The organism is Pedobacter gandavensis (assembly GCF_032677645.1).
GTDB classification, from domain to species: domain Bacteria; phylum Bacteroidota; class Bacteroidia; order Sphingobacteriales; family Sphingobacteriaceae; genus Pedobacter; species Pedobacter gandavensis_A.
On the sequence record NZ_JAVTSB010000014.1, the window covers coordinates 173,862 to 200,359 of the forward strand.

General features: G+C 40.1%; 19 protein-coding genes and 1 pseudogene. 15 read left to right on the forward strand and 5 right to left on the reverse strand.

From position 1 onward, the window contains the following. Nucleotides 1-12 precede the first annotated feature (12 nt). The 3 genes from R2Q66_RS21755 to R2Q66_RS21765 form a co-directional block, all read right to left on the reverse strand. A complete protein-coding gene (locus R2Q66_RS21755; RefSeq protein WP_316753199.1) occupies nucleotides 13-2,232 on the reverse strand; it encodes a TonB-dependent receptor in 2,220 nt (739 codons plus the stop codon). A gap of 1 nt (nucleotide 2,233) precedes the next feature. Then, nucleotides 2,234-2,563, reverse strand: coding sequence for a hypothetical protein (locus tag R2Q66_RS21760; RefSeq protein WP_316753201.1), 330 nt, complete (start codon nucleotides 2,561-2,563; stop codon nucleotides 2,234-2,236). Between the two features lie 107 nt (nucleotides 2,564-2,670). Next, entirely contained in the window at nucleotides 2,671-2,988 is a 318-nt protein-coding gene (locus R2Q66_RS21765) for a hypothetical protein (protein ID WP_316753203.1), read from the reverse strand. A gap of 158 nt (nucleotides 2,989-3,146) precedes the next feature. On the opposite strand from R2Q66_RS21765, the gene R2Q66_RS21770 reads away from it, so the two are divergent. The 4 genes from R2Q66_RS21770 (at nucleotide 3,147) to R2Q66_RS21785 (ending at nucleotide 9,185) form a co-directional block, all read left to right on the forward strand. Next, the gene (locus tag R2Q66_RS21770) at nucleotides 3,147-3,320 is read left to right on the forward strand and encodes a hypothetical protein (protein ID WP_316753205.1); all 174 of its coding nucleotides are present in this window, start codon (nucleotides 3,147-3,149) and stop codon (nucleotides 3,318-3,320) included. A 231-nt stretch (nucleotides 3,321-3,551) separates the two neighbouring features. Continuing rightward, nucleotides 3,552-5,042, forward strand: a complete 1,491-nt coding sequence (locus R2Q66_RS21775; RefSeq protein WP_316753207.1) for a hypothetical protein — start codon at nucleotides 3,552-3,554, stop codon at nucleotides 5,040-5,042. A gap of 76 nt (nucleotides 5,043-5,118) precedes the next feature. Then, nucleotides 5,119-6,927 carry a cytochrome-c peroxidase gene (locus tag R2Q66_RS21780; protein WP_316753209.1) on the forward strand — a complete coding sequence of 603 codons (1,809 nt, stop codon included), beginning with the start codon at nucleotides 5,119-5,121 and terminating at the stop codon, nucleotides 6,925-6,927. 125 nt (nucleotides 6,928-7,052) lie between these two features. Continuing rightward, nucleotides 7,053-9,185, forward strand: a complete 2,133-nt coding sequence (locus tag R2Q66_RS21785; RefSeq protein WP_316753210.1) for an FUSC family protein — start codon at nucleotides 7,053-7,055, stop codon at nucleotides 9,183-9,185. Here the strand turns inward: R2Q66_RS21785 and R2Q66_RS21790 are convergent. After that, nucleotides 9,144-9,548, reverse strand: a complete 405-nt coding sequence (locus R2Q66_RS21790) for a DUF2809 domain-containing protein (protein WP_316753212.1) — start codon at nucleotides 9,546-9,548, stop codon at nucleotides 9,144-9,146. The genes R2Q66_RS21785 and R2Q66_RS21790 overlap by 42 nt on opposite strands. Further along, nucleotides 9,545-10,417, reverse strand: a complete 873-nt coding sequence (locus R2Q66_RS21795) for a DUF6266 family protein (RefSeq protein ID WP_316753214.1) — start codon at nucleotides 10,415-10,417, stop codon at nucleotides 9,545-9,547. The genes R2Q66_RS21790 and R2Q66_RS21795 overlap by 4 nt, the downstream gene beginning before the upstream one ends. A gap of 456 nt (nucleotides 10,418-10,873) precedes the next feature. Between R2Q66_RS21795 and R2Q66_RS21800 the strand changes: the two genes are divergently transcribed. From R2Q66_RS21800 to R2Q66_RS21850, 11 genes and pseudogenes are all read left to right on the forward strand, one after another. Then, nucleotides 10,874-11,968 carry a type I restriction endonuclease gene (locus R2Q66_RS21800; protein ID WP_316753216.1) on the forward strand — a complete coding sequence of 365 codons (1,095 nt, stop codon included), beginning with the start codon at nucleotides 10,874-10,876 and terminating at the stop codon, nucleotides 11,966-11,968. Continuing rightward, a complete protein-coding gene (locus R2Q66_RS21805) occupies nucleotides 11,968-13,383 on the forward strand; it encodes a hypothetical protein (protein ID WP_316753218.1) in 1,416 nt (471 codons plus the stop codon). The genes R2Q66_RS21800 and R2Q66_RS21805 overlap by 1 nt, the downstream gene beginning before the upstream one ends. A 1-nt stretch (nucleotide 13,384) precedes the next feature. Continuing rightward, entirely contained in the window at nucleotides 13,385-13,828 is a 444-nt protein-coding gene (locus R2Q66_RS21810; RefSeq protein ID WP_316753220.1) for a hypothetical protein, read from the forward strand. 12 nt (nucleotides 13,829-13,840) lie between these two features. Further along, nucleotides 13,841-15,334 (forward strand): hypothetical protein, encoded by a 1,494-nt coding sequence (locus tag R2Q66_RS21815; protein ID WP_316753222.1) that lies wholly within the window; start codon nucleotides 13,841-13,843, stop codon nucleotides 15,332-15,334. A 3-nt stretch (nucleotides 15,335-15,337) separates the two neighbouring features. Next, entirely contained in the window at nucleotides 15,338-18,769 is a 3,432-nt protein-coding gene (locus tag R2Q66_RS21820; RefSeq protein ID WP_316753224.1) for a hypothetical protein, read from the forward strand. After that, a complete protein-coding gene (locus tag R2Q66_RS21825) occupies nucleotides 18,769-19,698 on the forward strand; it encodes a hypothetical protein (RefSeq protein WP_316753226.1) in 930 nt (309 codons plus the stop codon). The genes R2Q66_RS21820 and R2Q66_RS21825 overlap by 1 nt, the downstream gene beginning before the upstream one ends. Before the next feature lie 2 nt (nucleotides 19,699-19,700). Beyond that, entirely contained in the window at nucleotides 19,701-21,284 is a 1,584-nt protein-coding gene (locus R2Q66_RS21830) for a hypothetical protein (protein WP_316753228.1), read from the forward strand. Continuing rightward, entirely contained in the window at nucleotides 21,284-21,952 is a 669-nt protein-coding gene (locus tag R2Q66_RS21835) for a hypothetical protein (protein ID WP_316753230.1), read from the forward strand. Before R2Q66_RS21830 ends, R2Q66_RS21835 begins: the two co-directional genes overlap by 1 nt. A gap of 322 nt (nucleotides 21,953-22,274) precedes the next feature. Beyond that, entirely contained in the window at nucleotides 22,275-23,753 is a 1,479-nt protein-coding gene (locus R2Q66_RS21840; protein WP_316753232.1) for a hypothetical protein, read from the forward strand. Nucleotides 23,754-23,832: 79 nt separating this feature from the next. Next, on the forward strand, nucleotides 23,833-25,311 hold the full coding sequence (locus R2Q66_RS21845) for a hypothetical protein (RefSeq protein ID WP_316753234.1): 1,479 nt from the start codon (nucleotides 23,833-23,835) through the stop codon (nucleotides 25,309-25,311). Nucleotides 25,312-25,787: 476 nt separating this feature from the next. Beyond that, a pseudogene (locus R2Q66_RS21850) lies at nucleotides 25,788-26,498 on the forward strand (hypothetical protein); the annotation flags it as partial.

Below are 26,498 nucleotides of genomic sequence, written 5' to 3' on the forward strand. Positions count from 1 at the left end.
TCAAAAGCAATACTAGATCAAACTAAATCGTACTCCAAAATAAAACTCCCGACCTCTTGTTGGTCCCCAAACTGATGAGGTATCGAATTGAGGCCCAAAAGGGTTTTGCCAACTCAGGATCGGTTGATGCTGACGGAAGTTGAAGATGTTCTCGCAACCCGTATAGATTTCAAAAGCCTTAAATACATACGTGAACTGGCCATTTACCGTGGTGTAATTTTCTGAATAATCAGGCCTTTGGTAGGGTACAGGGTTCAGTTTTGTATCCGGTAACCGCTGTTTCCCAAACCAGTGTACATTAACATCCGCATGAAACTTATTGGTTAATGGCTTATAGCTAAAGGCCGTTAAAACTTTATGACGGGCATTAAAAGGTAATACCTCTTTAACCCCATTATTCATTCTGTAGACATCTAAAAAGTTATAGCCTGCTTTAAACTCATACCGTTTAAATAACTTCATAAAAAGATCCGTCTGGAAGCCATTACTTACACTTTTACCGGTAAAATTCCTGACAAATGCCTTGGTAGGATCAGTATCATAATCAGGGAAAATCTGGTTTTGGAAATTAGTGCGGTAATAATCCATACTGATATGGCCGGAAATAGCTCCGAATTCAAATTTTTGAGTCACATTAACACCCATGTTTAATGCTTTCTCAGGTTTAAGTTCTTCTAGAAAAAGGATGTCTCTGGAACTCGCCAGTAATCCAATGTTTTCACTGAAGAAATTAACTGTACGCCAACCGGTTCCGATATTTCCGCGTAGCGTTAATGTGGAGGTCGGGTCGTATTTAAGCAAGGTTCTGGGTGTCGCATACCAACCAAATTTGTTGTGGTGATCCGCTCTGATTCCGGCAATCCAGGTCAATTTGCCATCGAGGAAAGTCAGCATGTTTTCAGCGAAAACACCAGCCACATTTTCATTGCGGCGATAGTTTCCGTCATAAGTCCTGGGGATAATTGTACTGGTAAATAGAATATCCTCCTTAAGGTTGAGACTTTTAAAACTGATACCGGTTTTCAGGGTATGATTTTCTGTATTACTAAGCTCATACTGTAGGTTTACAAAAGCATTACTTTGTTTTGCTTTGTAGGATAAAGCCCCAAAATAAGAAGATTGATTTTGATGGAAGGCGGAAGTATAAACCGAGACCCGATGGATGTCGTTAAACCGGTAGCTGGTTTTAGCCCACATTTCAGGTTGATTTAAAGAAACCGTATTGCCATATACCGTATCGCTTCCTTTATCTCTATCCGCATCAAAGAATGTTTGTCCGCCAACACGGTTTTCATGCAGGTAGCGCAAAGCAAATTCAGCGCTCCATCCCCAGTCCTTTTCAAGACCCAGTTTCCATTTATTCAATACCATATATCTGGTCAGTAAGGGGAGATCAAGGAAATTGTCGTTATCCCGGTCTGTCTTTTTTGCAGGTTGTACCGTATGAAAGGCAAGCAGACTTTTCCATTTGCCTGCTTTAAAACTCGTATTCAGATTCAAATGCTTTTCTAAAAAACTATTCACATAAATATTGGCAAACAGCTTTTCTGAGGGATTGGGTTTTTTCGTTTCCACATTAATCTGGCCACTGATACTTTCATAGCCTTGCAATACGCTGTTGGCGCCTTTAGAAATGTGAATGTTCTCTACCAGCGTGCCGGGGATCCCGCTAATACCATAAGTAAATGTTAATCCCTGAATCATCGGAAAACCATCAATCAACACTTGATTATACACCCCGGATAAACCCAGAATCCGCAACTCTTTGGCATTGGTAATTACATTGGTGGTTTGTGGTTGTACGGTCGATTGTGTTTCAAAACAACCAGCCAGATCGCAACAAGCCGCTTTTTTCAACTCTGTTGAAGTCAGAATCTCTGTTTTTACCGGACTTAAATTTGAAAGTAGGGTGCCTGCTTTTCCGGCAGTCACCCTTACTTCTTTCAGATTGTTCTTTTCTTTCAATATAAACAAGACCGTATCCGTATTGCCCAGCTCAATCGTGTCCTTTTGGTAACCGCTATGGCTGGCAACAAGCTTGTGGTTGCCGGGCAATTTGTCTATAGAAAATTGACCTGTAGCATTAGTCGTAACTCCCTTTTTCTCTTGTAACCAGACGATCGTTGCACGCGGAATTGGTTGCTGATTTTCATCAACAACCTTTCCTTTAATCGTTTGTGCTAGAGTTCCAAGAGGGGAAAGTAAGCCTAAATAAATAACATATTTATACATGTTAATTGGCCTTTACTTTATAGGGCTTTTCCTTAGGATCGCTGCAACCACCTGTGTTTTCAATGGCCTGGTATATTTTTTTTGTATCTACCAGGGTCGGGTTGAATGAAATCGTGAAAGCAGAAACCGGCCCTGCCTTACCCGGTTTACAGTCGGTGACGCCTTTTAATACCTTCACATTTTCCGATAAAGTTTTTAAATCGTTACCACAGGTGATTCCTTTCACTTTAATTGTAATGGTGGTATCAGCCACTGATTTCAACTCTTGAGCAATTGATTTAGTTTGGATAGCTGCACAAAATAATACAGCAATTAATAAGATTTTAAACATTATTTTAAGTTTTTAGGGTTCGTAAATTAGGGGAATAGCGCAGATAAGCCAGAACGGAAGTATGCCGTATGGTTCTTAAATGGGTAATTTATTCAGGAAAGAAATGTTTAAGCTGATTTTGGCGGTTGCCAGATAGAGAAAGAAGGTTCTATGCAATAGAATTTATAGTAAGGAGGAGATTCCTGCGTTTCATAAACCGGGGTAGAAACATGAGCATACGTTAATTCCTGTAAGATAACTGTGCTTGAACAGCAATAGCTTAAGCAGGAAGTTGCACAATCTTCCTCCGCTTCTTCATGTGGATGATGATCTTTCTCTGCTGAAATTTCTTGCTCAGTATGTTCCCCGCAGTTACTTGCTGCAATAGAGAGGTAAGATAACCCCACAAAACAAATGACCATGAGCACCGCTAGAATTTTCATCATCACTAAATTAGGAAAAAAACTGAATACTGCTACCCTTTTGTTTTTGGTTGTCAATACTCGCGAATAGGCTTTGCGCCTGAATTGTCAGAAATCCCTCCTTTTTAAATCAAAAACAAACATATCCTTAAAACCAACGTTATAAGTATAACAATTGTATTATGAGAAAAACAACAGCTAACAAAAATCTATCGAATACTATTCTTTTTACAGGCCTTGCCTGTTTCATTACCAGCCTTTTTATAGGTGGTAATACCCCGATTTATGTAATGATGGCTTATTCCAGCCTCATTTTCTTGCCGCGCTATCAGCGCCTGGTGCTAAAGAAAGCATAAGAATTCAGTTTTAAATATTTAACCAGGGCCTTAATTTAATTAGGGCCCTGGTTGGATATTGCCTTTTTTTTTGCCTGTTAAGTGATGGGCTAAATAGAATACTGCAAAATCAGACCGTATTTAACAGTATGTTGATCTGAATTGGATGTTTTTGATGCTTCATTTAACATCATGTTAAATCTCTCACAACATGAGAAGGGTAGGTTTGCTGTCGAAAAACAAATCAAATCAATGAAAACAACCCTACTTAAAACCAAAACATTATCTTTTGCTATCGCAGCTTTTGTGGCCACTGCAATCGCTGTCTCTGCTTGTAAAAAGAGCAATACAGATGGTATTGCCGCTGTCGCAGACCTGATTGATTTAAAGGATTTTTCTGTTAACCCTTCCTTATTAAAAACAATGAGTGGTTTCGAAAACCTGAAGATCACCACCCTGATCAGCAGTGATGATGTACTTCCTGAATCTCCAGGCTTCATTTTCGGTGCCCAACCTGATGGTGCCGGAATTATAAGAAACCCGGAAGGGGAAGGTTTTATTATGATCAACAACCATGAGATCCTGCAATCTGTATCCAGGGTATATCTGGATAAAAACTTCAAACCTGTAAAAGGCGAGTACATTGTAGATTCGGATGGCGGTATGACGCGTTTATGCTCTGCTACACTGGCCACACCTGAAGAACATGGCTTTGCTAAAGCTACATTTCTGACTGCCGGAGAAAGTGGTTCTGAATCTATGATCCATGCCATTGACCCTTTAGCGCCTGCTGACAAGAAAAACAGTCAACGTACTTTAAGTGCATTAGGAAAATGGAGCGCAGAAAATGCAGTGCCACTTCCAAAAGGTGCTTATGCAGGTAAAACGGTAGTCCTGATCGGTGAAGATGAAACTGACGGACAGCTGGCGATGTATTTGTCGAATACCCAGGGCGATTTAAACAGCGGTAAGTTATACGTGATGAAACGCAGTAACAATGATCCTATTGAAACCAATATGTCTAAAGGCCAGGATTATGACGTGGAATTTGTAGAACTTGATAATGTGAAAAGTGCTACTGGCGCACAGTTACAACAACAAACGATTGATAAAAAGGCATTAATGCTGGCACGTGTAGAAGATATCGACTACAGAAAAGGTAGCGCTGCTAATGGTCGCGAAGTGTACTTCACGGCAACAGGCGTTAGTCAGGCAGATAAAGAGACTGCGGTAAGTGGTAAAACCATGTGGGGCCGTGTGTATAAATTGGTACTGGATCCAAATAACCCTTTAAAAGGTAAACTAGCTGTTGCGGTAGATGGTAACGATAATCCAGGAAAAAGCATTGTGAACCCGGACAACCTTTGTGTAACGGAGAACTTTGTTTACATCCAGGAAGATGGCGATTCTTACTACAAAAAGAACGACCATGATGGTACGATCTGGCAGTTCTCGATGGCTGCAAAAACGTTAAAACCGATGTTGCAAATGAACCACCGTAGAACAGAAACGGCTTTCAACGCAAAATACAATCCTTCAAATGATCAGCGCACCAGCTCATGGGAATATGGCGCGATGTACGATGTGTCGTCCCTGACAGGTATTCCAGACACATTTGTGCTGAACTTACACCCACATACCTGGACTGATGCTAAATTCAAAAATGCTGATGGCGGAACCACCCGCTTAACCAATAACAGTGAAGGCGGACAAGTGGTAATCGTTCGCGGTATCGCAAAATAAATCTGGCTATCTTATTAAAAACATCCCTTCCGGCTTCATCGCTGCGGAGGGATGTTTTGTTCAACAAATTTCTCCTATGACCGGAATAAAAAAGACATTGATCTTTTCCATCCTAATCACGATTACCACACTACTTTCTATTTTTTGTAGCACCAAAGAACCTGCGCCAAGCCTCCAGGTAAAGGCTGTTTTTGATCAGGAACTAGACAGCCTTCAGCAAATTGTAGATGAAGAGTTTTTCCCCGCTATACAACAACAGCAGGAAGAAAAGCTCCGTCAAAGCTTCCTAAAGGCAAGAAATCAGTATAAAAAGATAGAATACTATATGGAGTATTTCTTCCCGACTACTGCCGTATTTATTAATGGTGCCCCGATTGATGAAATAGAACTCGGTGAAAATCTGATCCAGGAACCTACAGGTTTTCAGGTGATGGAAGAACTGATCTATGAAGTGCCCAACAAAGAAAACAGGGAGGCGCTGCTCAATGAAGTCCGGAAGATGCAGTTGAACCTAAAACGCGTGGGGAGATACCATGCGCAATACGAAATCACCGATGCACAGGTCTTTGATGCGCTAAGGCTGGAGGTATTCAGGATTGCCAGTCTCGGTATTACCGGATTCGACAACCCAACGGCATTGGCTTCTATACCCGAAGCGGCTTCTGCTTTACAGGGGATCAAAAGAACGATCCAGCAATATAAAAACAACGATAAACAGGTCGAAATGATCGATAATGCCATCAGTTACACGAAGCAATTTCCGGATTACAATTCCTTTAACCGCCTGGATTTTATGACTAAACACCTGCAACCGATCAGTAAGTCTATGGATCAATTGCGCAGGGATCATCGTATTGAAGTGGTTTCGGGGGCTTCGGCCATGACTGATGACGCCATCAGTTTGTTTCAAAAAGAAGCCTTGAATGTCAATAAGTTTGTAGGTAATCATACGGAGTATATTTCAAATGAAAAGGTGGCGTTGGGCAAATTGCTTTTTAACAGTACGATCCTTTCCAATGGCGGGAATAAAAGCTGTGTGAGTTGTCACCATGAAGGTAAAGCGTTTTCTGATGGCCTCGTTACTGCGGGCAGTACGCAAAAAGACGCTTCCGGAAAAACGATTCCACTCCTTAGAAATACGCCTACACTGGCTTATGCAGGTTTTCAACGTGGTTTTTTCTACGACCTGAAAGCGGGTACACTGGAAGATCAGGCACTTGATGTAGTTCATAATAAGCACGAAATGGATGGTTCTTTGGAAGAGGCATCAAAAAGGATAAACCACAACCAGACTTTTAAAGTGGCCTTCGCCAAAGCTTTCGGAGCAGAAAACACCAATGCAAACCCATGGAAAATACAACATGCTTTAGCGAGTTATATCCGTTCTCTGGCGCCATTTTCTTCCCGCCTGGATCAGTATATGCAGGGAGATCATACGAAGTTAAACGAAGAAGAGAAAGCCGGTTTTAACTTGTTTATGGGCAAGGCGAAGTGTGGCAGTTGTCATTTTGCACCACTTTTTAACGGGACGCAATCGCCATTGTTTGAGAAAAGCGAGGCCGAAGTATTGGGTGTACCTGCTAAAGCGGATACTGCAAATGCTAAAATTGACAAAGACCCTGGTCGTTTTACCTTAAACCCTTACCCTCAGTATAAATATGCATTCAAAACCACTACGCTGCGTAATATTGCTAAAACGGCACCGTATATGCATAATGGTGTCTATAAAACCTTAGAAGAGGTGCTGGATTTTTACAACCGTGGGGGCGGTGCCGGGATAGGAATTAAACTAGAGAACCAGACTTTATCGCCGGATCTCTTAAATCTGAGTAAAAAGGAAATAAACAGCATTGTCGCCTTCCTGAAAACCTTAGATGATCAATAGCAGTAGGAATTGGAGCGGCCTCAAATGCCTTTAGACGAGGGTAGAAGAATAAATAGGGACAATTTCAACCACATTAGCTTTATTTACAATAATTTTGCGGCGAAATAATAAATTCATAGCGCAATATGTTTAGTAAGGATTTGGTGAAATGGGATCGCATAAAAGCCAGGTTGATCAGTTTAGTGTACGGAGAATACTTTACCGATGCCTTGCGGAACACCATCACGATAATTCTTCCTTTTGCCCTGTTGTTCTTTTACCATCAGCCAAATATGGCCATTGGGGTAGGTGTGGGTGCTTTGCTGATCAGTCTGACGGACGCGCCAGGAAACAGGGCCAACAAATTTAAAAGTGCGATCATCAGTATCATATCCTTCTTTTTTACCGCCCTGATCATTTCTTCTTCCCTGGGAAATCCATGGCTTACTGCCGGAAGTATTTTCCTGCTCAGCTTCGTGTTTTCTATGCTGGCGATGTTTGGAAGCAGAATGGCATTGATCGGAACGATGGCCATTATCCTCGGGATTTTTACCCTTGGCTTACATCCGGTAAACCCCTTATTATTTAGCTGGTATGTGCTGCTTGGTGGATATTGGTATTACCTGATCAGCCTGATTCAGATTGTCATCTGGCCATACCGTTCCTTACATCAGGCCATTTTTGAGTGTATTACCGCAACTTCGGTCTTCCTGAAATCTAAAGCCCGTTACTATGATCCGGAAGTAAATCTGGAAGAATGTTATAGTGAAACGATTGCTTTACACATTAAAGTGAGCGAAAAGCAGGAGCTGGTCAGGAACCTGTTACTGAGTGATAAAAGGGCCATGAAACCCAGCAATGAACGCGGACAACAACTGCTGCGGACGGCTGTCAGCGTAATCGACCTCTATGAGCAGGTAACGGCCATCCATTATGACTATGCCTATGTGAGAAAGAGCCTGGATAAAACCGGCGCCTTACAGCTGATCATTGAACTGATAGAAACCCTGGCAGAAGAGTTACAGGTACTCAGCGGGGTGTTCTTAAGGCCAAATAAAACGCAATCGGCCCAGCGACTGGTTAAATTTGAACAGGCCCGTGTGGAACTGACCAAACTTTCGCAGGCTACAGATGAAACGAATGCGCACATCATACTTAAAGTATTAAAAAACCTGGAAGGTATCGTATTACACATCCAGGTGATCAAGCAGGATCAACCCTTATCTGCTATCCCTGACAATCTGGAGGCAGAGGAAGACATCGATTATGCCGGTTTTTTATCCCCTCAGCTGTTGAAGTTCAGCGCCATCAAACCATACTTTTCTTTCCATGCCCCGGTATTCAGGTTCTCCCTGCGACTGGCCTTGTTGTGTTTTTTCGCCTACCTGATTACCCTGGTTTTTCCTATAGGTAAATACAGTTACTGGCTGCTACTCACCATTGTTATTGTCGCAAAACCCAGATTCGGACTGACCTGGAAGCGGAATGTGGAACGCTTATCCGGCACTTTAATAGGTGCAGTGATCGGCATTATTTTACTGTTAATCATTCATCAGACCGCTGCCTTGCTCATTATATCGGCATTCCTGCTACTTGGATTTTTCACTTTTAACCGCATCCGGTATTCGGTCAGTGTGGTCTGTATTACCGCCATGGTGATCCTTTGCCTGAGCATTTACGACGGACATAGTGATCATGTCATTATGGAACGCGTGATCTATACGATTTTGGGTTGTGCAATTGCTTTTCTTGCGGCATTCCTTTTCCCAATATGGGAGATTAAGGGTTTGAAAACGCTGATTTCGAATATTCTGGAAGCCAATAGCCATTACCTTTTTAAAGTAAAAGCCGAACTTTCGGGTACAGAACCTGGCGTTACAGCCTCAAAACTAGCGCGGAAAAACAGCTATATCCAGCTGGCTAAATTTTCAGAAACGCTGCAATACATGCATTTGGAGCCAAATAGCAAGGAACTGGATATGCATGGGATCTATGCCATTCAAATCCTCAGTTACCGGATCAACTCCATCATTGCCTCTTTATCGCTGTCTGCAAAGCAAAATCTACAACAGGATGCGGGCTTAGGGATCCTGGTGGAAGCTTTAAGCAATATGGAATATTGTGTACAGCACAGCAGCAAACTGAATCTGGGAATGATCAATAAAGTAGTTCATGCCGATAAAATTGAAGAAGAATACAACGATAACGAAGGCACATTACAGCACCAGCTGAACCTTTTACTCGCCCTTTCTGTAGAACTGAAAATGTACTTTGTATAAGCCTATAAAAACACAGATAGCGATCCCTGCTGTATAAGCAACCATGTCGCTCCACAGAAATCCACGTCCTAAAACCAACGCGCCTAAAGTCGTACTTCTGAGCTGATTGATCCATGGCGCCTGATAAAGTTGAGCAAGTTCTATTCCATAACATACCGCTAAACTGATGATGGCTATCTTTTGATAACCTGATTTAATAAGCAGGAACCTGATGCCACAAAACATCATGACCGCATATAATAAATCGCCCACAAATAATGGCACCAGCGTCGTTTTCCTGGAAAGGAGTCCCGCGGCGATTACGATAAGGATTAATAAGGCATAGGTAAATCTCTTTTTAAGGAGCTGATTTTTTGAGGTCATTCCAGGTAATCAGGGTTTGTTTTCTTCGGTTTAAATCCGGTCGGAATATCGGGTTTATTCTTAATATTTACGTAGGAATTCAGTTTGATTCTGGCAATAGTTTTAGTGTTGATGACTGGGTTTATTTTACTTTTAAAGTGCTTTTTGTCGGTGTTCAGTTCTTTTTTATCAGTTTTCGCTACTTTTTCAGTGGAAGCTGACTTTGCTACAGGAGGTACAGTTTTCTGCGTTTGCTTTGCAATACTTCCCGCGTGTACACTATCCGAAATTTCCGTTGCATCATCATTGATAAAGGAAATATAAGCCTCTACGCGTTCATTTGCCAGATTGCCATCAATCTGCACCATTTGTTTTCCATCCTTTCTGTGGGAACCACTGAGGATACGCGTGTGCTGATTCTGGTCCGGCCAGTAGAGTAATACCATGGCCCGGTCTTTTTGATTTTTCCAGGGTAGATCGGCAGGAACTTCCCAGCTAAATTCAATTGCTCCCTCTACAAACTGTATGGACGGTTTTTCTGCTTTCAAAAGTGTCCCCATACTCAACATTGCCTTAGGATAATCAAGTTCCGCATCAGGATATACACCTGTTACAGCGTGTTTTTTATTGTAGGAAACAGCTTCATTATAGAAGTTTCTATCCGTACCTACCACTTTTAGCCTAAAGCCGACTTTAATAAAAGAACTGATAGGGCGGAGAAACTTGTTTACGATGGTCATGCGGTCGCAATTGATCTTTCTGGCAGGACTGAGGGGCCTGGTACTATGACCAATCGTCCTGATGACGTTTTTGCCGTTCAGCTCATAGCCTACTAAGTTGCCTACCCGGCCGTTAAATCCACCAAACAGTCCATTTTGTAAACTTCCCATAGTGTTGTTGTTTATTGGTAAGCAGCTTGTTACCGCTGGTTAATGTAGTCATTATTTCGGTCTCTGCTCTTGTTGATTTTGATAAAAATTCAAGACCTATTAAATTTAAATACAATCTCTAACCATCCTCAATCCATGGTTAAAAGGTCAATTAGACCTATGAAGGATTAATCAACCATTAAGAAACCATGGTTGAATGATGAAGAGAATAAATCAGCATATGGTGATCATCCTGAAGGGAGACTGAAGCAATGGGAAAACAAAGAAAACTGGTGCAGAACGTGATTTTTGGTGCAATAACATAAACTCAAGGCCATAAACTATGGCCTTTGAAATATCTTTTCTGAATACGGGTTCCCGTAAAATTACCACTCCGTTACTCTCTATTTTTGATCAAATGAAAGATTGACCTGTTATCGGTTGATCTGCATGAAACTCTAAAAAATAAACAGCGGAATGGATTTTAAAGATCAAATAGCGCAACTGGCATCTCGGGTAGAGAAGATGTTGCCCCAGATACAAACAGAAGAGGCAACAAAAAATGCTTTGGTGATGCCATTTATCCAGATCATGGGATATGATGTGTTCAACCCATTTGAAGTTAACCCTGAATATGTTGCCGATCTGGGCATTAAAAAAGGGGAGAAAGTGGATTATGCGATTATGAAGGATGCTGAACCCACCATTTTAATTGAGTGTAAACACCATATGGAGAATCTGGACCCACACAATTCGCAATTGTTCCGATACTTCCATACCACCACCGCCAAGTTTGGCTTGCTGACAAACGGTTTGGTTTATCGTTTCTATACCGACCTGGTTGAAAAGAATAAAATGGACAGCACTCCATTCTTCGAATTCAAATTAACCGAAATCAAAGAGACAGAGATTGCCGAGTTGAAAAAATTCCATAAGTCATATTTCGATGTGGATAATATTACCAATACCGCAAGTGAACTAAAGTATTTAAATGAATTGAAAACTTTGCTTCATCAGGAGATTGCAGAGCCATCAGATGGCTTCATCACTTACTTTACCAAGCAGGTATATCCAAAGGTGATCACTGCTAGAGTGAAAGAACAGTTTGCACCAATCATTAAGCGCTCTTTTAATCAATTGATTAGTGATGCCATCAATGACCGCCTGAAACTGGCCTTAAATCAGGAAAAAGAAAAAGATGTAGCAGAAGCGGTGAAAATCGAAGAACTCATTGCTGCAGAACCAGAATCAGGTATCGTAACCACCGAAGAAGAGATCGAAGGCTTTTTTATTGTGAAATCTATTCTTAGAGAAACCATTGACCCTAAAAGGATTACTTACCGGGATGCACTGTCTTATTTCGCGATTTTATTGGATGATAACAACCGGAAGACCATCTGTAGATTATACCTGAACAACAAGAAATATCTGGCTGTACTGGATGAAAACAAAAAGGAAATTAAATACGAATTGGAAAGTGTAGATGACCTTTATAAGCATGTAAGTAGTTTAACAGCAGTGCTGGCCAGACTAGACGACGCCAGGGTAAAGGATAAAATCACCAATTCATAATGAAAAATAAAGCATTAAGCTTAACGCTGCTCACCTTGTTCGCAACCGCTGTTTCTGGTTGTTCAAGTTTAGACCTCCAGGAGGAAATCGAGGAGATTACTGATGATCGGGTCATTACAAAAGAAGAATTTACAGACTTACATGCTAAAGTTGTAAAGGATAGCAAATACAATAAATTTAAAGATGCAGCCGCATTTTATCAATATCTACAAACTTATTGCACTAAAAAAAATAAGCAGGTCAGGATTTGGAATCCAGTGGTAAAGGCAAAGGCCAGGCCCTTTAACGTCAATGTATTCTTTGAAAACTCCTATAGTATGAATGGCTATGTTTCTCAAGCTGATCTCAAGAGTTCGCTGTACAATATGTTGGTTAATGTTAAACAGGGGGCAAGTACACTAAACCTGCATTATATCAACAGCAATGTGATTAAAATGCCGGGGAATAATATTCAATCGTTTAGTACCGGCCTAAGTCCGGCCGCATTTAAGAAAATGGGTGGGAAGCAGGGAACCTCTGATATTGCGGATATCCTCAAAAATGTACTTTCCAGGACGGATCAGCATAACCCTTCCATATTAATCTCTGATTTCGTTTTCTCCCCACCAAAGGGGAAAGATGCACTCAGTTATCTTCAACTTCAGCAGGTTGCGGTAAAAGATGCCTTAGTGAGTAAGTTAACCGCGCAGAATCTGGCCCTGGTGATTTTTCAAATGAAAGCCTATTTTCAGGGGTACTATTATGACCATAAGCTGAACACGATTCCTTTAGCAATGGATCGCCCTTATTATATCTGGTTTATCGGGACAGAAGATCAGGTAAAGGAGGTGCTAAACAGACAGATCATCAATCAATCCGATAGCCACCTGTTAAATCAGGCTGTATTTAAGAGTACGCAGCATACCGAACCGGTATCCTATAAAATAGTGGTAAACAAAGGTCAAATCGGGGATTTTACACCTGTGAAATCTGATGAGCTCGAGAATGCGGAAGCTAAAAAGGGAGAGTTTGGCTTTAGTGTCGCCGTTAATTTCAGGAACAACATCAGGGGATTAAAGTTCTTTACTGATCCCGGGGTGTATCAGCTAAGTAATCCAAATTATAGCCTTACGGTAAGGCCTTTGACGCCAATTGAGGAGAAAACACCTTCGCTATCCGGCTTTAGTCACCTACTGAGCCTCAAAACAAAAAGACTGCAAAAGGAAGAATTGAGCATCAAAGTTCTGGACAAAGTTCCATCCTGGGTAAATAGCTACAGTTCAACCGACGATTCAAAGATCAAAACCGATCAGGCAGAGCAGGCAAAAACCTTCGGTTTAAAGTATCTCGTAAACGGAGTTTCTCAGGCATTTAGCTATTATCCGAATGCAAATCAGAACATCATAACCGACATCAAAATTAAAATTAACAAATAATATGACAGATTTTATTGCAATGATTTATGAGTGGTTTGGTTACCATAGTAATCTGGGAACCCATTTAAAAGGATGGGATGAGCTCTGCACTGGGTTTATAGGTACAGACTTATACCTTCAGGTTTTCCTGATCATGGTATTTGTTAACCTGGGCTTGTTTATCCTGATGTATCTGATCATCGATAAGTTTACCTCAAAGTTCAGTTCAAAAGCATCCTGGTGGATGACTGCTGCTATTGCTGCAGCGCTAAATTTCGGAATTGCTTATACTATCCCCGGCACCGTTCCGGCTTGTGAGGACCTTCATTTTGGCGCTGGTGATCTGATGCTTTTTGGAATTGCCAATGCCTGCTGGAGCTTAGTTGTTTTCGCATTGCTAACCTCTTTTCCTTTTCCGAGAAACTTCAGTACAAATGCCAGATTAACCACTTTTTGGAAACCTTAACTATTAATTATCATGGCTAAACTATTTATTTTCGGCATAGGCGGGACTGGTTCCAGAGTGATCAAGTCTTTGACTATGCTATTGGCTGCTGGAATGAAATCCAGCAATAACTTCGAAATTGTTCCCATCATCATCGATCCCCATAAGGATAACGAGGATTTGAAAAGGACAGTGGCTACTTTAAATAACTATCAGAAGATCACGGAAAAGGTGGGCTCCGACAATGGTTTCTTTGGAACCAAGGTCTCTACCTTACAATCCCTGGATCAGAAACTCGGGCTGGGAGGAACTTATACTTTTAAGCTGAAGGACGTAGAATCTACGAAGTTCAAAGATTATTTCTCTTATAACTCCCTGGATGAGGAGAATATGGCCCTGGCTGATTTGATTTTCTCCGGGAAAACGATCAACCATGCGAAGGATCCCGTTAACCTGCTGGACATTCCAATGGACATCGGTTTTGTTGGAAATCCAAACGTAGGCAGTGTAGTCCTGAACCAGTTTAAACATTCAGAAGAGTTTAAAACCTTCGCCAATAACTTCGGTAGGGAAGACCGTGTTTTCATCATCAGTTCTATTTTCGGTGGAACCGGTGCAGCTGGCTTTCCAACGATATTGAAGAGTATCCGCGATGCGAATGAGCAATCTGGAATTAGCAATGCAGGATTCCTGAGGGATGCTTCCATTGGCGCGTTAACGGTAATGCCGTATTTTAATATTGCTGTGGACGAAAACAGCCCGATCAATAAGTCTGATTTTGTAGAGAAAACAAAAGCTGCACTGGATTATTACCGGAACAATGTGAATGACGACCTCAATGCGATGTATTATATCGGTGATGATTATGTGGGAAAGGCGTATGAAAATGATCCTGGAAACAATGGACAGAAAAATGATGCCCACTTCGTGGAGTTGGCAGGGGCCATGTCTATCCTTGATTTTATGAACCTGAATACTGATGATTTGCTTACTGAGAATGGCAAACCTGAGCGTACCAGGTTTAGGGAATATGGGATTAAAGAAGACCTCCAACAATTGTTTTTTGGTCATCTTGGTGATGGTTCAAGTCAGCGTCTGGGTAAATGTTTAACCCAGTTTACGTTGTTTAATAAGTACCTGAATGTCCATCTGGATCAGGCGATTGAAAACAAGACCTGGTCTACCAGTCCTCCTGCAATTGACAAGCAATTTAAGAACAGTCAGTTTTTCTCTTCTAATCTGAGCGGATTTTTAAAGCAGTATTCCGATTGGCTAAATGAACTTCAAAACAATTCCAGGTCCTTTAAGCCCTTTAATCTGGATGCGGATCTGATGACATTGGTTAACGGCAGGTTTATCGCCAAAAAATTCCTGGTGAGTAGTTTCGATTATGATAGCTATGATATGAAGTTAAACAGGCTGGTTAGGGATGTTACCTACGTATCAGCAGAGCAAAAATTGATCAACCTGTTTTATACCACAACAGAGAATATTTCACAAGAAAAATACGGATACCAAAAAGTTTAAGAGATGACTATAAGTTTAGGTTTTACAAAAAATTCTGGTGAGGATTGGTTTGATTCGGCACCCTTCGGTACAAAAGAAATCTCAGGTATTCCTGATCCGGAAGGTGGACATGCTTTAAATGCACCAACAGCTATTCCCAGTCCATTTGCAAGAATGGATATGGTTAGAAAGTCCTTTTATAATATTGGGGAAAGTCCGGATTTAAGCTTTTTCCAAAGGGGAGAACGGGTGATTGCCAGCAAGGAAGATGAAAGAACGGTATCTCAGTGTTTTGATCTTGCAGAGCTGTTGTTTTTCTACGATAATTATAAGGATAAATTAGAGATCATTGCCTGGAATAAAGCGGAACAGCTGGATAAGCTGAAGAAAAGCCCAAACCAGGGACATCAGAAGCTCGGTGATGTTTTGGAAATGTACCTGAGACAGGACAAAAAATCGTTCAATTTTGAGCTGATGGATAACATTTATATCATCAGGTATAACCATAAAGTTATTGGCGGCACTTCCCCTTTAACCTTGTTTTTTAATACAGCAAATGATAGTGCAAACCTGAATCTGAAAAGTACAAAAGGGAAGGTGTTCTTTAAGGATATCGTGCCTTTGCATGAAAGAGACGAGAATTTTCAAAAGTACATCCATTGGCTTTTCAAAAGCAACGTTATTTTAACCGAAAAAATGGCTGCGGTAAGGGAGTACCTGAATAAGAGTCTGGAGCTTGTGGGTAAACTTAACCCTACGCTCTTTAGCACATTGAATACCTTAAACCTTTCGGAGCTTAGTGCCAGCTATTCCAGTTTACAAACCAGATCAGTGGGGCAGATTGTAGAAGTTCTGGGCGTAAATTTAAAGACCCTCGATGCTTCAAAGATTCCGGTGGATGAAAGTGACTTTGTCATTTATTCCTCCAAGTATAGCCAGGTTAAGAAGCCTTTGGTGCTTCAGAATAATTTCAATAAGCCTTATAAATATGTAAATGGCAATTGGGAATCTAAAACACAGGTGAAATATCAGGATACAGATTCGCTGAGTCAAAGGACTTTACCGGGCTTAAATATTAAGTATCCTTATTTAAGTTATGGCGATTTTCTGGAGGATAATTTAATCAGGTTGGTGTATCCGATTGATGCTGCGCGTTATTTTGACGGGAATCTTAAACTAGCTAACGAAGATCAAACCAAGAGTTACCTGTTGCCAATCAAGCCCCTGTTTTTTGAGTTTTTTAATGTTGCCGATCTTTTGGATGCCGGCCCGGGTAAGCCTCATATTTTGATTGAGGAAGGATTAAAAGGTGGCGTACGTGTTTTATTACAGATTCCGATTAAAAACGGCGATGATTTCATCGTTTTTGAGCGGATTTATTATAATGACAGTGTTGCCGATCAAGCTCAAAATAAGGGTGGTATTGTGGAGCAACAAGTTGGACTCACGCTTTTCCCTTTTATCAGGCACGATCATGGGGTTAAGCCCTTTTATAACCTGCAATTGGTAGATAGAAATATCGTAGGGAATTTATTTGATATCGATTATAAGTTGTCCTTTTATAGCGATAGCAGTAAAACTCCACTGGAGGTGAAGGCGGAGAGAAATAGAGGGAGAAAGGTTAAAGGCGACTTTGCAAAAGTGACGACTAAGTATTATGCCATGGAATCTGCGTTCGATTATATCCAGATCGATAGTAAGTTTGGAAAGGGAATTGTGATCCCTAAATGGGATAGCAATCATAACACAGGAGACCAGTTTACTTTTGGAGTAGATTTTGGAACCACCAATACCCATATTGAGTATTCGATAAATGGTTCGGCACCTCAGCCTTTCCATATCGGCCTGGAGGATATTCAGGCGGTATCACTGTGTTCGGATGAAGTAGAACATAACTTTTCCGGAACAAATGCGCTTGACATCAGGAACGCTATCACGAAGGAATTTATTCCGAAGTTTATCAAAGCGGATTCAGCTTTTAATTTCCCCATCCGTACGGCACTTTCACAGAGTAAAATGCATGTTCCAATTACTGCAGGGAAAGCGTTGCTGGACTTTAATATTCCCTTTGCGTTCGAAAAAGAACTGGATTTTAACAGTAAGTTCTTTACTAATTTGAAATGGGATAGCAAGGATCCGAACAATGCAGATCGGATTGAGGCTTTTCTGGAGCAGATTATACTCATGATCAGGAGCAAGGTATTGCTAAATGGCGGGAATTTGCCGGCTACCAAAATCGTCTGGACTTATCCAATCAGTATGTCTACGGTTAGAAAAGATAAATTGAGCGAATATTGGGACGGACTCTTTACAAAATATATCAATGAAAAGGAGCAGACCACCAGGTTATCTGAGTCTTTAGCACCCTACTATTATTTTACGAGCAATAGCAATGCCTTAAACGGTAAGGGTTATGGAACAAGTGTGCTGATGGATATTGGCGGAGGTACATCCGATGTGGTGGTCTATCTTAATAATGTACCTAAAATGGTTTCTTCCTATCGCTTTGCTGGAAATACGATTTTCGGAGATGGTTTTAGTGAATTTGGGAATGGGCAGACGAATAAAATGGTTCAGAAGTATAAGGGTAAGTTTGATGCACTTTTAGAACAGGAAAATTCAGGTTTAAAGAGCATGTCTGATTATATCTATGCCAGTCAAAAGTCTTCGGATTACCATGCTTTCTTGTTTTCATTGGTCAATAACGTGGAAATTAAGGAAAAAGCTGCGTTAGATTTTAACAAGAAACTATTTGATGATACAGAGCTAAAGATTGTTTTCCTGTATTTCTATGCCGCTAAGATCTATCATATTGCAAAGTTGATGAGAGCTAATAAGCAGGCGCTTCCGATTGACCTTATTTTTAGTGGCAATGGTTCAAAGATTCTGAGTATCATCTCTTCGAATAAAAAAAGGATCAGTGAGTTTACCAAAGCTATTTTTGCTTTTGTCTATGAACTGGATACCTATCCTGATACTGATCTGAAAATCAGTGTAGAAGATGCCATCCCCAAAGCCATTACTGCCAAAGGAAGCATCGTGCATTCACTTCAGGGAGCAGCTGAAACCAATGTCAAGGATATTAAGCAAATACTGAGTTGTGTAACCTCTTCAGGATTCAGGAACCTGACGTATGCAGATGCTGCTAATGGGGATATCCAGGATGAAATTGTGGAAGAGGTACAGCGATTTAACCAATATTTTGCTGAACTACTGGTGGCGTTTGATTGTGAGGATCAATTCGGGGTTTCGTACCAGTCGATCTCTGTTTTCAAGGACATTGCCAACAAACATTTAAAACAATACTTATTGGCCGGGATCGCTTTTAACAATTCCATGGAAGGGGGAGCAGTAAGCGTCGCAGCCGAATTATCTGAGACTTTGTTTTTCGTTCCTATTGTGGAAACCATCCAGCAATTAATTAATGAACTGGCTGTTGTGGAGGTGGAAGCATAATGTTGAAAAGATCAAAAACCATCCTGCCATTTTTACTATGCGGATTATTTTTTATAAATGTAAACGCCAGGGATACCACTAAAGTTCAAAGCGCAACAGGTTCCGCAGTTCCAGCAGTTCAGGACTCTTTAAAAAGAGATACTACGAAGCAAATTTCCGATACCGCAACTGTGGTGGAAAGCAAAACGGTTCCGGTGGTTCCTGCGGAGAAACCTGCGGTAAAAAAGAACAAATCAAGCTTTTTTGATAAAAAGGCTTACCTACAGTATGGGGTGTTCTTTTTAAGTGGTGCTGTGCTTGTCCTTTTGATTTGGCTTATTAAGCAGCAAAGAAATAAAAAGAGAAATCGAAAAATGAATAATACTCCATCAGAAGATAAACATTTAAATAATATAATTATAGAGTCCAGCGCATTGGTAGCAAAGCTTAGTGCGGATATTTCAGTGTATAAAGACAGGCTAAAAGCAGCTGAAATTCAGATGGCTAAATTGGAAGTTGAGCTGGCTGATTTAAAAGAATCGGTTTCCGTACCCACTGGGATAAAACATAACGCTGATCCTTTTGAAGAGCAGGAATCAACGCTGGTTAAGGAACCGCATGCTACCAGTTATTTATATTTCCCAAGTCCATTATCCGATGGTTCATTCCGGAAAGTTGATGGCAAAACTTCCTTTTTGGAAGGGGCAAGTATCTACCGGTTTAAGCTGACCTCCGATACCGATGCCTTATTTGAGTTTTGCGAAGACAGTTCTTCCATAAGCATGGCACTCCACAATAGAAATGACTTAATCCTAAGTGTTGCAGAGGAAATGGAAGGAAAATACGCTGGTGCAAAAAAAGTGATGATTTATAAAGGGAAAATGGGCAGAGTTCAGCTGGTTGACAATAAATGGCTACTGGTTCAGAAGGCTCAAATAAAATACGTTTAGGGATGATTTTAGAAATTATAGAGTATATGGCCTTCGCGGTGATTCTGGCCGGCCAGTTTGTTTTCTTTTTCAGAACAAGGAAAAAGATAGCTGAGTTTAACCATTCCATCGCTGAAATATCCAGTATCTACATTGCCGATCTGAAACTTACAGAGCGGCAGGTAAACAGTTTTTCGAGCAGGGCTGACATTTTTGAGATCGCAAAAGGCCCTGAAAAGCTGGATCTGGAATATGCAGACCAGGAAGAGGAGCCTGCTGAGGAAACGATGATCAAAATAAAACTGGTCGAAAGTGCAAATAATAAGAGTGTGGTGTTCAACAATATTTTAAATTCTCTTAATAAATACCTTTTGCGCAACAGGCATTCGGTTGCAGATTTCAGCCTGATTAAGGATATCGTGGAAAGGAATACAGATACGGTAGAGGAAGAGGTTAATTTAACCTTATCAACGCCGCTTTATCTGGGCTTGATGGGTACGATGTTGGGCGTAGTTATTGGTATTTTTAGCATGTCTAGTGTGATTGGCGGAGGAGCTACTGAATCAGCCGATGCCATAGGGAAGGGGATTAGTATTTTGCTTGGTAGTGTTAAGGTGGCGATGATCGCAAGTTTCGTTGGACTGTTATTAACGATTTATAATTCGGCTGTTACCTTTAAGGGCTCGAAATATAAGCTGGAATCCAAGAAAAATGATTTCTATACCATGATTCAGGTAGAGCTTTTGCCTTCTTTAAATCAGGGAATGAATGCAACATTTGATTCTTTGCAACGCAATCTGTTCAAGTTCAATGAGAAGTTTGATACGAATCTGGATAGGTTATCTACGGTATTTGATAAGAATTATGATTCGATTCTGATGCAAAAACAATTGCTTGAGCTGATGGACAGCTCCAAAGTGGGGGAGATTACTCAATACAATGTGGATGTTCTCAGGGAGATGAGAACATCCATGGCCCAGTTTGGTAAATTCAATTCCCTGTTTAGTAACATCAATGGGTATATCGAAAATTCGTACAAGCTAACAGAACAATCTACGCAATTACTACAGCGAACCGGGAATTTTGAAAGTATCGCGATGACGATTCAGGAAAACCTCAACGACAACAAAAAGCTGGTTCATTTCTTGTCCAGCCACTTTAATGATCTGGAGACTCACAAAGCTAAAGTGGATGAGGCTATCGTGAAGATTAGCTTTAGCATACAGGATACTTTCAACCAGTTAAATACTTCATTACAGCATTCCAGTGAGGCATTGAGTCTGGAAGCAGTTTCCAGAAACATCGATAGCAAAGCTTTATTTGAGGCTTTCTCCAATGACCTGAAAGTATCTTTTGCGGATCAGGCGAAGTCTGTAGGAGAGGTTATGGAAGAGAAAAAATCTAGTCTGGACTATCTAAAACATCTGGAAGCGCTTTTAAACGAGGTGAAAGCGATGAAGAACAGCCATGCTGGTACGGAGAAATTATACAGTCAGGTTCTGGAATTGAATTCCAGTATGACCACTTCCAACCTAACCTTACAGCGGATTGAAAGTGATGTAAGGAAACCGTTTTTTAAGAAAATCTTCCATAAACTACAAGCTTAATGAAAGGTAAAAACGATTTCTTCTGGCCGAGTTTTGCCGATCTCATGACCAGTTTATTCTTTATCATGCTGGTACTGTATGTACTCACATATGTGGAGCTAAAGCGGAAAAATACGGTATTGGAAGAGAAACTTAAAATTATTGAAACGGTTGAAGCGAACCTTGAACCTTTAAAAAGAGATACGATGCTTTTTAAATTTGAAGAGGAGTATAACCGGTATAAACTGGCCTTCGATGTTAAGTTTAATCCGGATAAGTCCAGTATTGTTTCTAATGCAGACCTGATTAACCCGGTCTATACCCGGGTTAAGATTCGTGATGCCGGACAAAAACTGAAAATGGTGATTGATGGGTTAAAGCGGAAGAAGGATAGTGATCCCGGGATGAAAAACATTTCTTATATCCTGGTGATCTCAGGCTATGCCTCAAAGGATAAATATTCGAACTCGCTGAACCACAATTACGATTTGAGTTATAAGCGGGCTTTAAGTCTTTGGGCTTATTGGAAGTACAATCAAAACATTGATTTTGAATCCACGGAATATAAGAACCTGATTGACCTTCAGATTTCAGGTAATGGTTGGGGAGGCGTTGGGCGCACAGAGAATGAAGCAGACAACCAACGGTTTTTGATACAGATTTTCCCAAAGATTGCTAATATAAATTAGATAGGGTTGATCAATGAGCCAAAACTCTAAAATACGCTTACAGCAGGGTGCTTTTTTCTTTAGCCATATAGATTCTCTGCTGAATACTCTTTTTAGGACGTTGCTAACCTTATTGTCAATTAATTAGTGTACTTTAATTATAAAATATTCTAATTAAAGTAAATTAAAAATGAACAGAACTGACGGCCTTCCGGTCTCATTTGTTAAATAATTAATTATTATTTTAGTCAAAACATTTTGGAATAAAATGGGTCTGATGTTCCTGGACAGATAATTTTATAGGATGTTTTGAGCTAAATATATGTATTAAATCTAATCACTTATGATCACAATGATCCTGAGGTCTGTTTTGTTAATTTGGCTGTTAGGCTATTTTACACCAGGATTCGCAAATGATTCTCCCGGGAAGGTAAAAGCACTGCTAGTTAAAGCAGATCAGATGCCTAATTCCCGCGATGCGCTAAAGTTGGCACAGCAGGGATATTTTACGGCTAAAAAATTAAATTGCAAGCAATGTATGGTCTGGGCTTTAAGGATTATGGCATCAAAGACAATGGATCTTGGTGACTGGAAAGGTAGTCTCGTGCTTATTGATACTGGCGTAATCTTAGCAAATGAAATAAATGACATAGGTGGATTAGCTCACCTGAATACGATAAAAGGATATAGTTTTACTAAAATAGGTTTTTTTTCCGAGGGCAAAGCGGTCCTGTTAGAAGCTGAAACCTATTCACAGCGCATCCCGAATCCGGATGAAAGATTTTATCGTCTTGGTCTTGTATATACAAATTTGGGTGTCAATTATGAAGAATCCGGTACATTAAAAGATTCTTTGATTTTTTATAATAAGCTGGCTTATACCTCATTTAAAAAGGTTAGTGGAAAATACAGGTATCAAAATGCATTAGGGATCGCAGCACATAACTATGGCGCAACCTTGTCTCTTTTTCGGCGGTTTGACTCTGCCAGCTATTATTTACAGGAAGCAATTCGGTTAGGAATCAAAGGGCAAAATCTAGTCATACTGGGTCTTGCTTATAATAGCATGGGGAAGATGTTTTTCAGAAAGAAGGACTACAGTAAATCAATTGATTACTATCATAAATCCTTGAGCGCTGCTATAACTCATAATAACGATTATCTGACCAGGGATGCTTATGAGGGCCTTGGGAATAGTTACGCAGCGCTGAAGAAACAGGATTCTTCAACACTTTTTTTGGGTAAGGCGAAACTTATGTCTGACAGTTTAGCCAAAACGGAGAAGTCTTCCATACAAACGTCAATGGAAAGTATAAAGCGGGTGGATGAGCAAAAGCAGTACTATAAAAAAATGATCTTTATTTTTGTTCTTGCTGTAGTTTTAGTCCTTTTTATTTTATCGTTCACAGGGTACCTCACTTTCTTTAAAAAATTTAAGAAGGTGCAATTAGATAAAACAGAACTGGAGTGTTTGTTAAATGAAAAAATGTTCCTGCTTCAGGAACAGTCTGGTCTGCCAAAATCCGATGCTGAGGAGCTTAAATATATAGTTCATTTGGCGATGACAAATGATCCCTGTTTCTTTGTTAAGTTTAAAGAGTTTGATTCCTTATTTATAAAGAAATTATTAGCAATATGTCCTAAATTGGTCGCCACAGAGCTTGAACTGTGCGCCTTATTGCGTTTGAATTTTGAAACTAAAGAAATAGCGCGTTATACCCGTCAATCGGTAAGGGCAGTGGAAAGTAAAAAATTCAGAATTCGCAAGAAACTGAATGTTTCATCTGATGTAGATTTGAATATATGGATGTCAATGGTTTAGGTTGGTATTTCATGAGGGTATCGGGAGTGTTTTAGGAACAGTTTCAGTGCTGAATTTTTAATTTTAAACATAAATTTCCATGTTCACAATGATCCTAAGAATTGTTTTGTTGGTTAGTCTGTCAGGCTATTTTACCCCAGCATTCGCACAAAACTCTTTTGAAAAAATAGAACAGTTGGTTCTCAAAGCAGATCAAACAGATAATCCTCCGGATGCTATAAAGCTGGCACAACAAGCTTATGCTACTTCTGAAAAGTTAGCTTACAAAAGGGGGATGCTCAGGTCCCTGAGTGTTATGGCAGCAAAGTCAATGGATACTGGCAACTGGAAGGCGAGCCTGAAGTTTATTGATTCTGCTGAAGTTCTGGCACATGAATTAAATAACTTTTCTGCATTAGCTCACCTGACTACTATAAAGGGATATTGTTTCACTAAAATTGGTTTTCTCTCTGAGGGTAAAATGACCTTGATAGCTGCTAAAGCGTATGCAGAGAAAGTACCGGATGTGGATGAGAAATTTTACCGTCTTGGCCATATTTATACAAATTTGGGTGTCAATTATCAGGAGTCTGATTCTTTAAAAGACTCTTTAATTCTTTTTAATAAGCTGGCTTATGGAGCGTTTAAAAAGATTAGTGAAAAAAGTAAGTATAAAAATGGACTAGGGATCGCGGCACATAACTATGGCGCAACGTTGTCTCTTTTTCACCAGTTTGACTTAGCCAGTCGTTTTTTAAAAGAAGCAATTCAGTTAGGAATCAGAGATAAAAATAATGTAGTACTGAGTCTTGGTTACAATAGTCTGGCATGGGTGTATCTTAAAAAGAAAGACTACACACAAGCAATTGAATGCTTCAATAAGGGTAGGAAGACAGCTATTGCCCATAATAACAGCTATTTGGTTAGGAATGCTTATGAAGGTTTATGGAATAGTTATGCAGAGATGAAAAAACAGGATTCTGCAACCTTTTACTTGAATAAGTTCAACCTTGTGTCTGACAGCATAGCCAAAGCAGAGAAGTCTTCTATTCAAACCTCAATGAATAGCATCAAGCGGGTGGATGAGCAAAAGCAGTCGGTAAGAATGATGATTTTTATTCTTGTTCTGGCTGTAGTTTTGGTGTTTTTCATTTTATCTTTCACAGGGTACCTTACTTTCTTTAAAAAATTTAAGAAGGAGCAATTAGATAAAACCGAACTGGAATGTTTGTTAAATGAAAAAATGTTCCTGCTTAAAGAACAGTCAGGCCTGCCAAAATCCGATGCTGAAGAGCTTAAATATATCGTTCATTTAGCGATGACAAATGATCCTTGTTTCTTTGTTAAGTTTAAAGAGTTTGATTCCTTATTTATAAAGAAATTATTAGCAATATGTCCTAAACTGGTCGCTACTGAGCTTGAACTGTGCGCCTTATTGCGTTTGAATTTTGAAACTAAGGAAATAGCCCGTTATACCCGTCAATCGGTAAGGGCAGTGGAAAGTAAAAAATTCAGAATTCGTAAGAAACTGAATGTTTCCTCTGAGGTTGATTTGAATATCTGGATGTCAATGGTCTAGGTTGTATTATTTGCTTCCGGGAGTGCTTGCTCCTGTGTTTTGCTTTTGAAAGCACCAAATCCCTCTTAATTATGTATTTGTGGAATCCGAATTTCTTTGGATGATTGATGTTGATTTAAACTGTTAAGCTTTAGTGGTAAATTATGTCGTAGCTGTAAATCAGTTCATTTTAACATTCCTGGATAGCTACTCTAGCTTTGTTGTCATCTTGTATTCATATTTATCCTTCTGTTTTTTATTTAAGTAGTTGTTTTTGAGTCTGTTGAAAAATGTGCGTAGATGTGCGTAGCCGTTTTTTTTAAACAGATACTTTCCTTGAGCACCTTTGTTACAGGTGACTAAATGAATGCTTCCTGAATATAAATTATCACGAATGTTCATTCTGTCTACCTTAACGCTTTTTATTGGCAAAGTAAGATTTGCAATTTTCAGTAAGAGGCAGGTTTATAGTTTAAGTTTTACAAATAGCTAAATTAATGAAAAACAAACTTCTCTTATGTTTGCCCTTACTAGTGTTCTCGTTTGGGGCAGCAGCTCAACAAAAAATCAAAGATGGTAGTGTATCTGGCAGTAAAATAGCGTATAAAGATGCGCTGTTGGAGTTAGAAAGTAATAACAAGGGCTTGTTACATGCTCGTGTTTCTTTGACTTTAACTACAAGTCCTTCTCCCTTAGCAACTCATGTTGCCGGTATGATGGTTTACAATACCGTAACTAATAATGATGTTCAACCAGGAATTTATTACAATGATGGGACTAAGTGGATTGCCGTAAAAGGCAGTAAAGGTCAGCCTGTCTCTATTGAAGATCAGTCTGGTAAAACAGGCCCACCAGGAATTCCTGGAAATCCTGGTGGGCCGGCAACTGGCACTAGCATGGTCACAAATGACAGTGGGGCCTGGTTGTATAATCCATTACTTGGGGTCTGGACAAATATTAATGGTAAAAAAGGGGATACTGGTGCTGATGGTAAATCGTCCTATGAGATTTATAAAGCAATCCCAGGCAATGAGAATAAAACACCTGCTGATTTCGCAACCGGCTTGAAGGGTGACAAAGGGGATACTGGTGCTGATGGTAAATCATCTTATGAGATTTATAAAGCGATTCCGGGCAATGAAAACAAAACACCTGCTGATTTCGCGACCGGCTTAAAAGGTGACAAAGGGGATACCGGTGCTGATGGT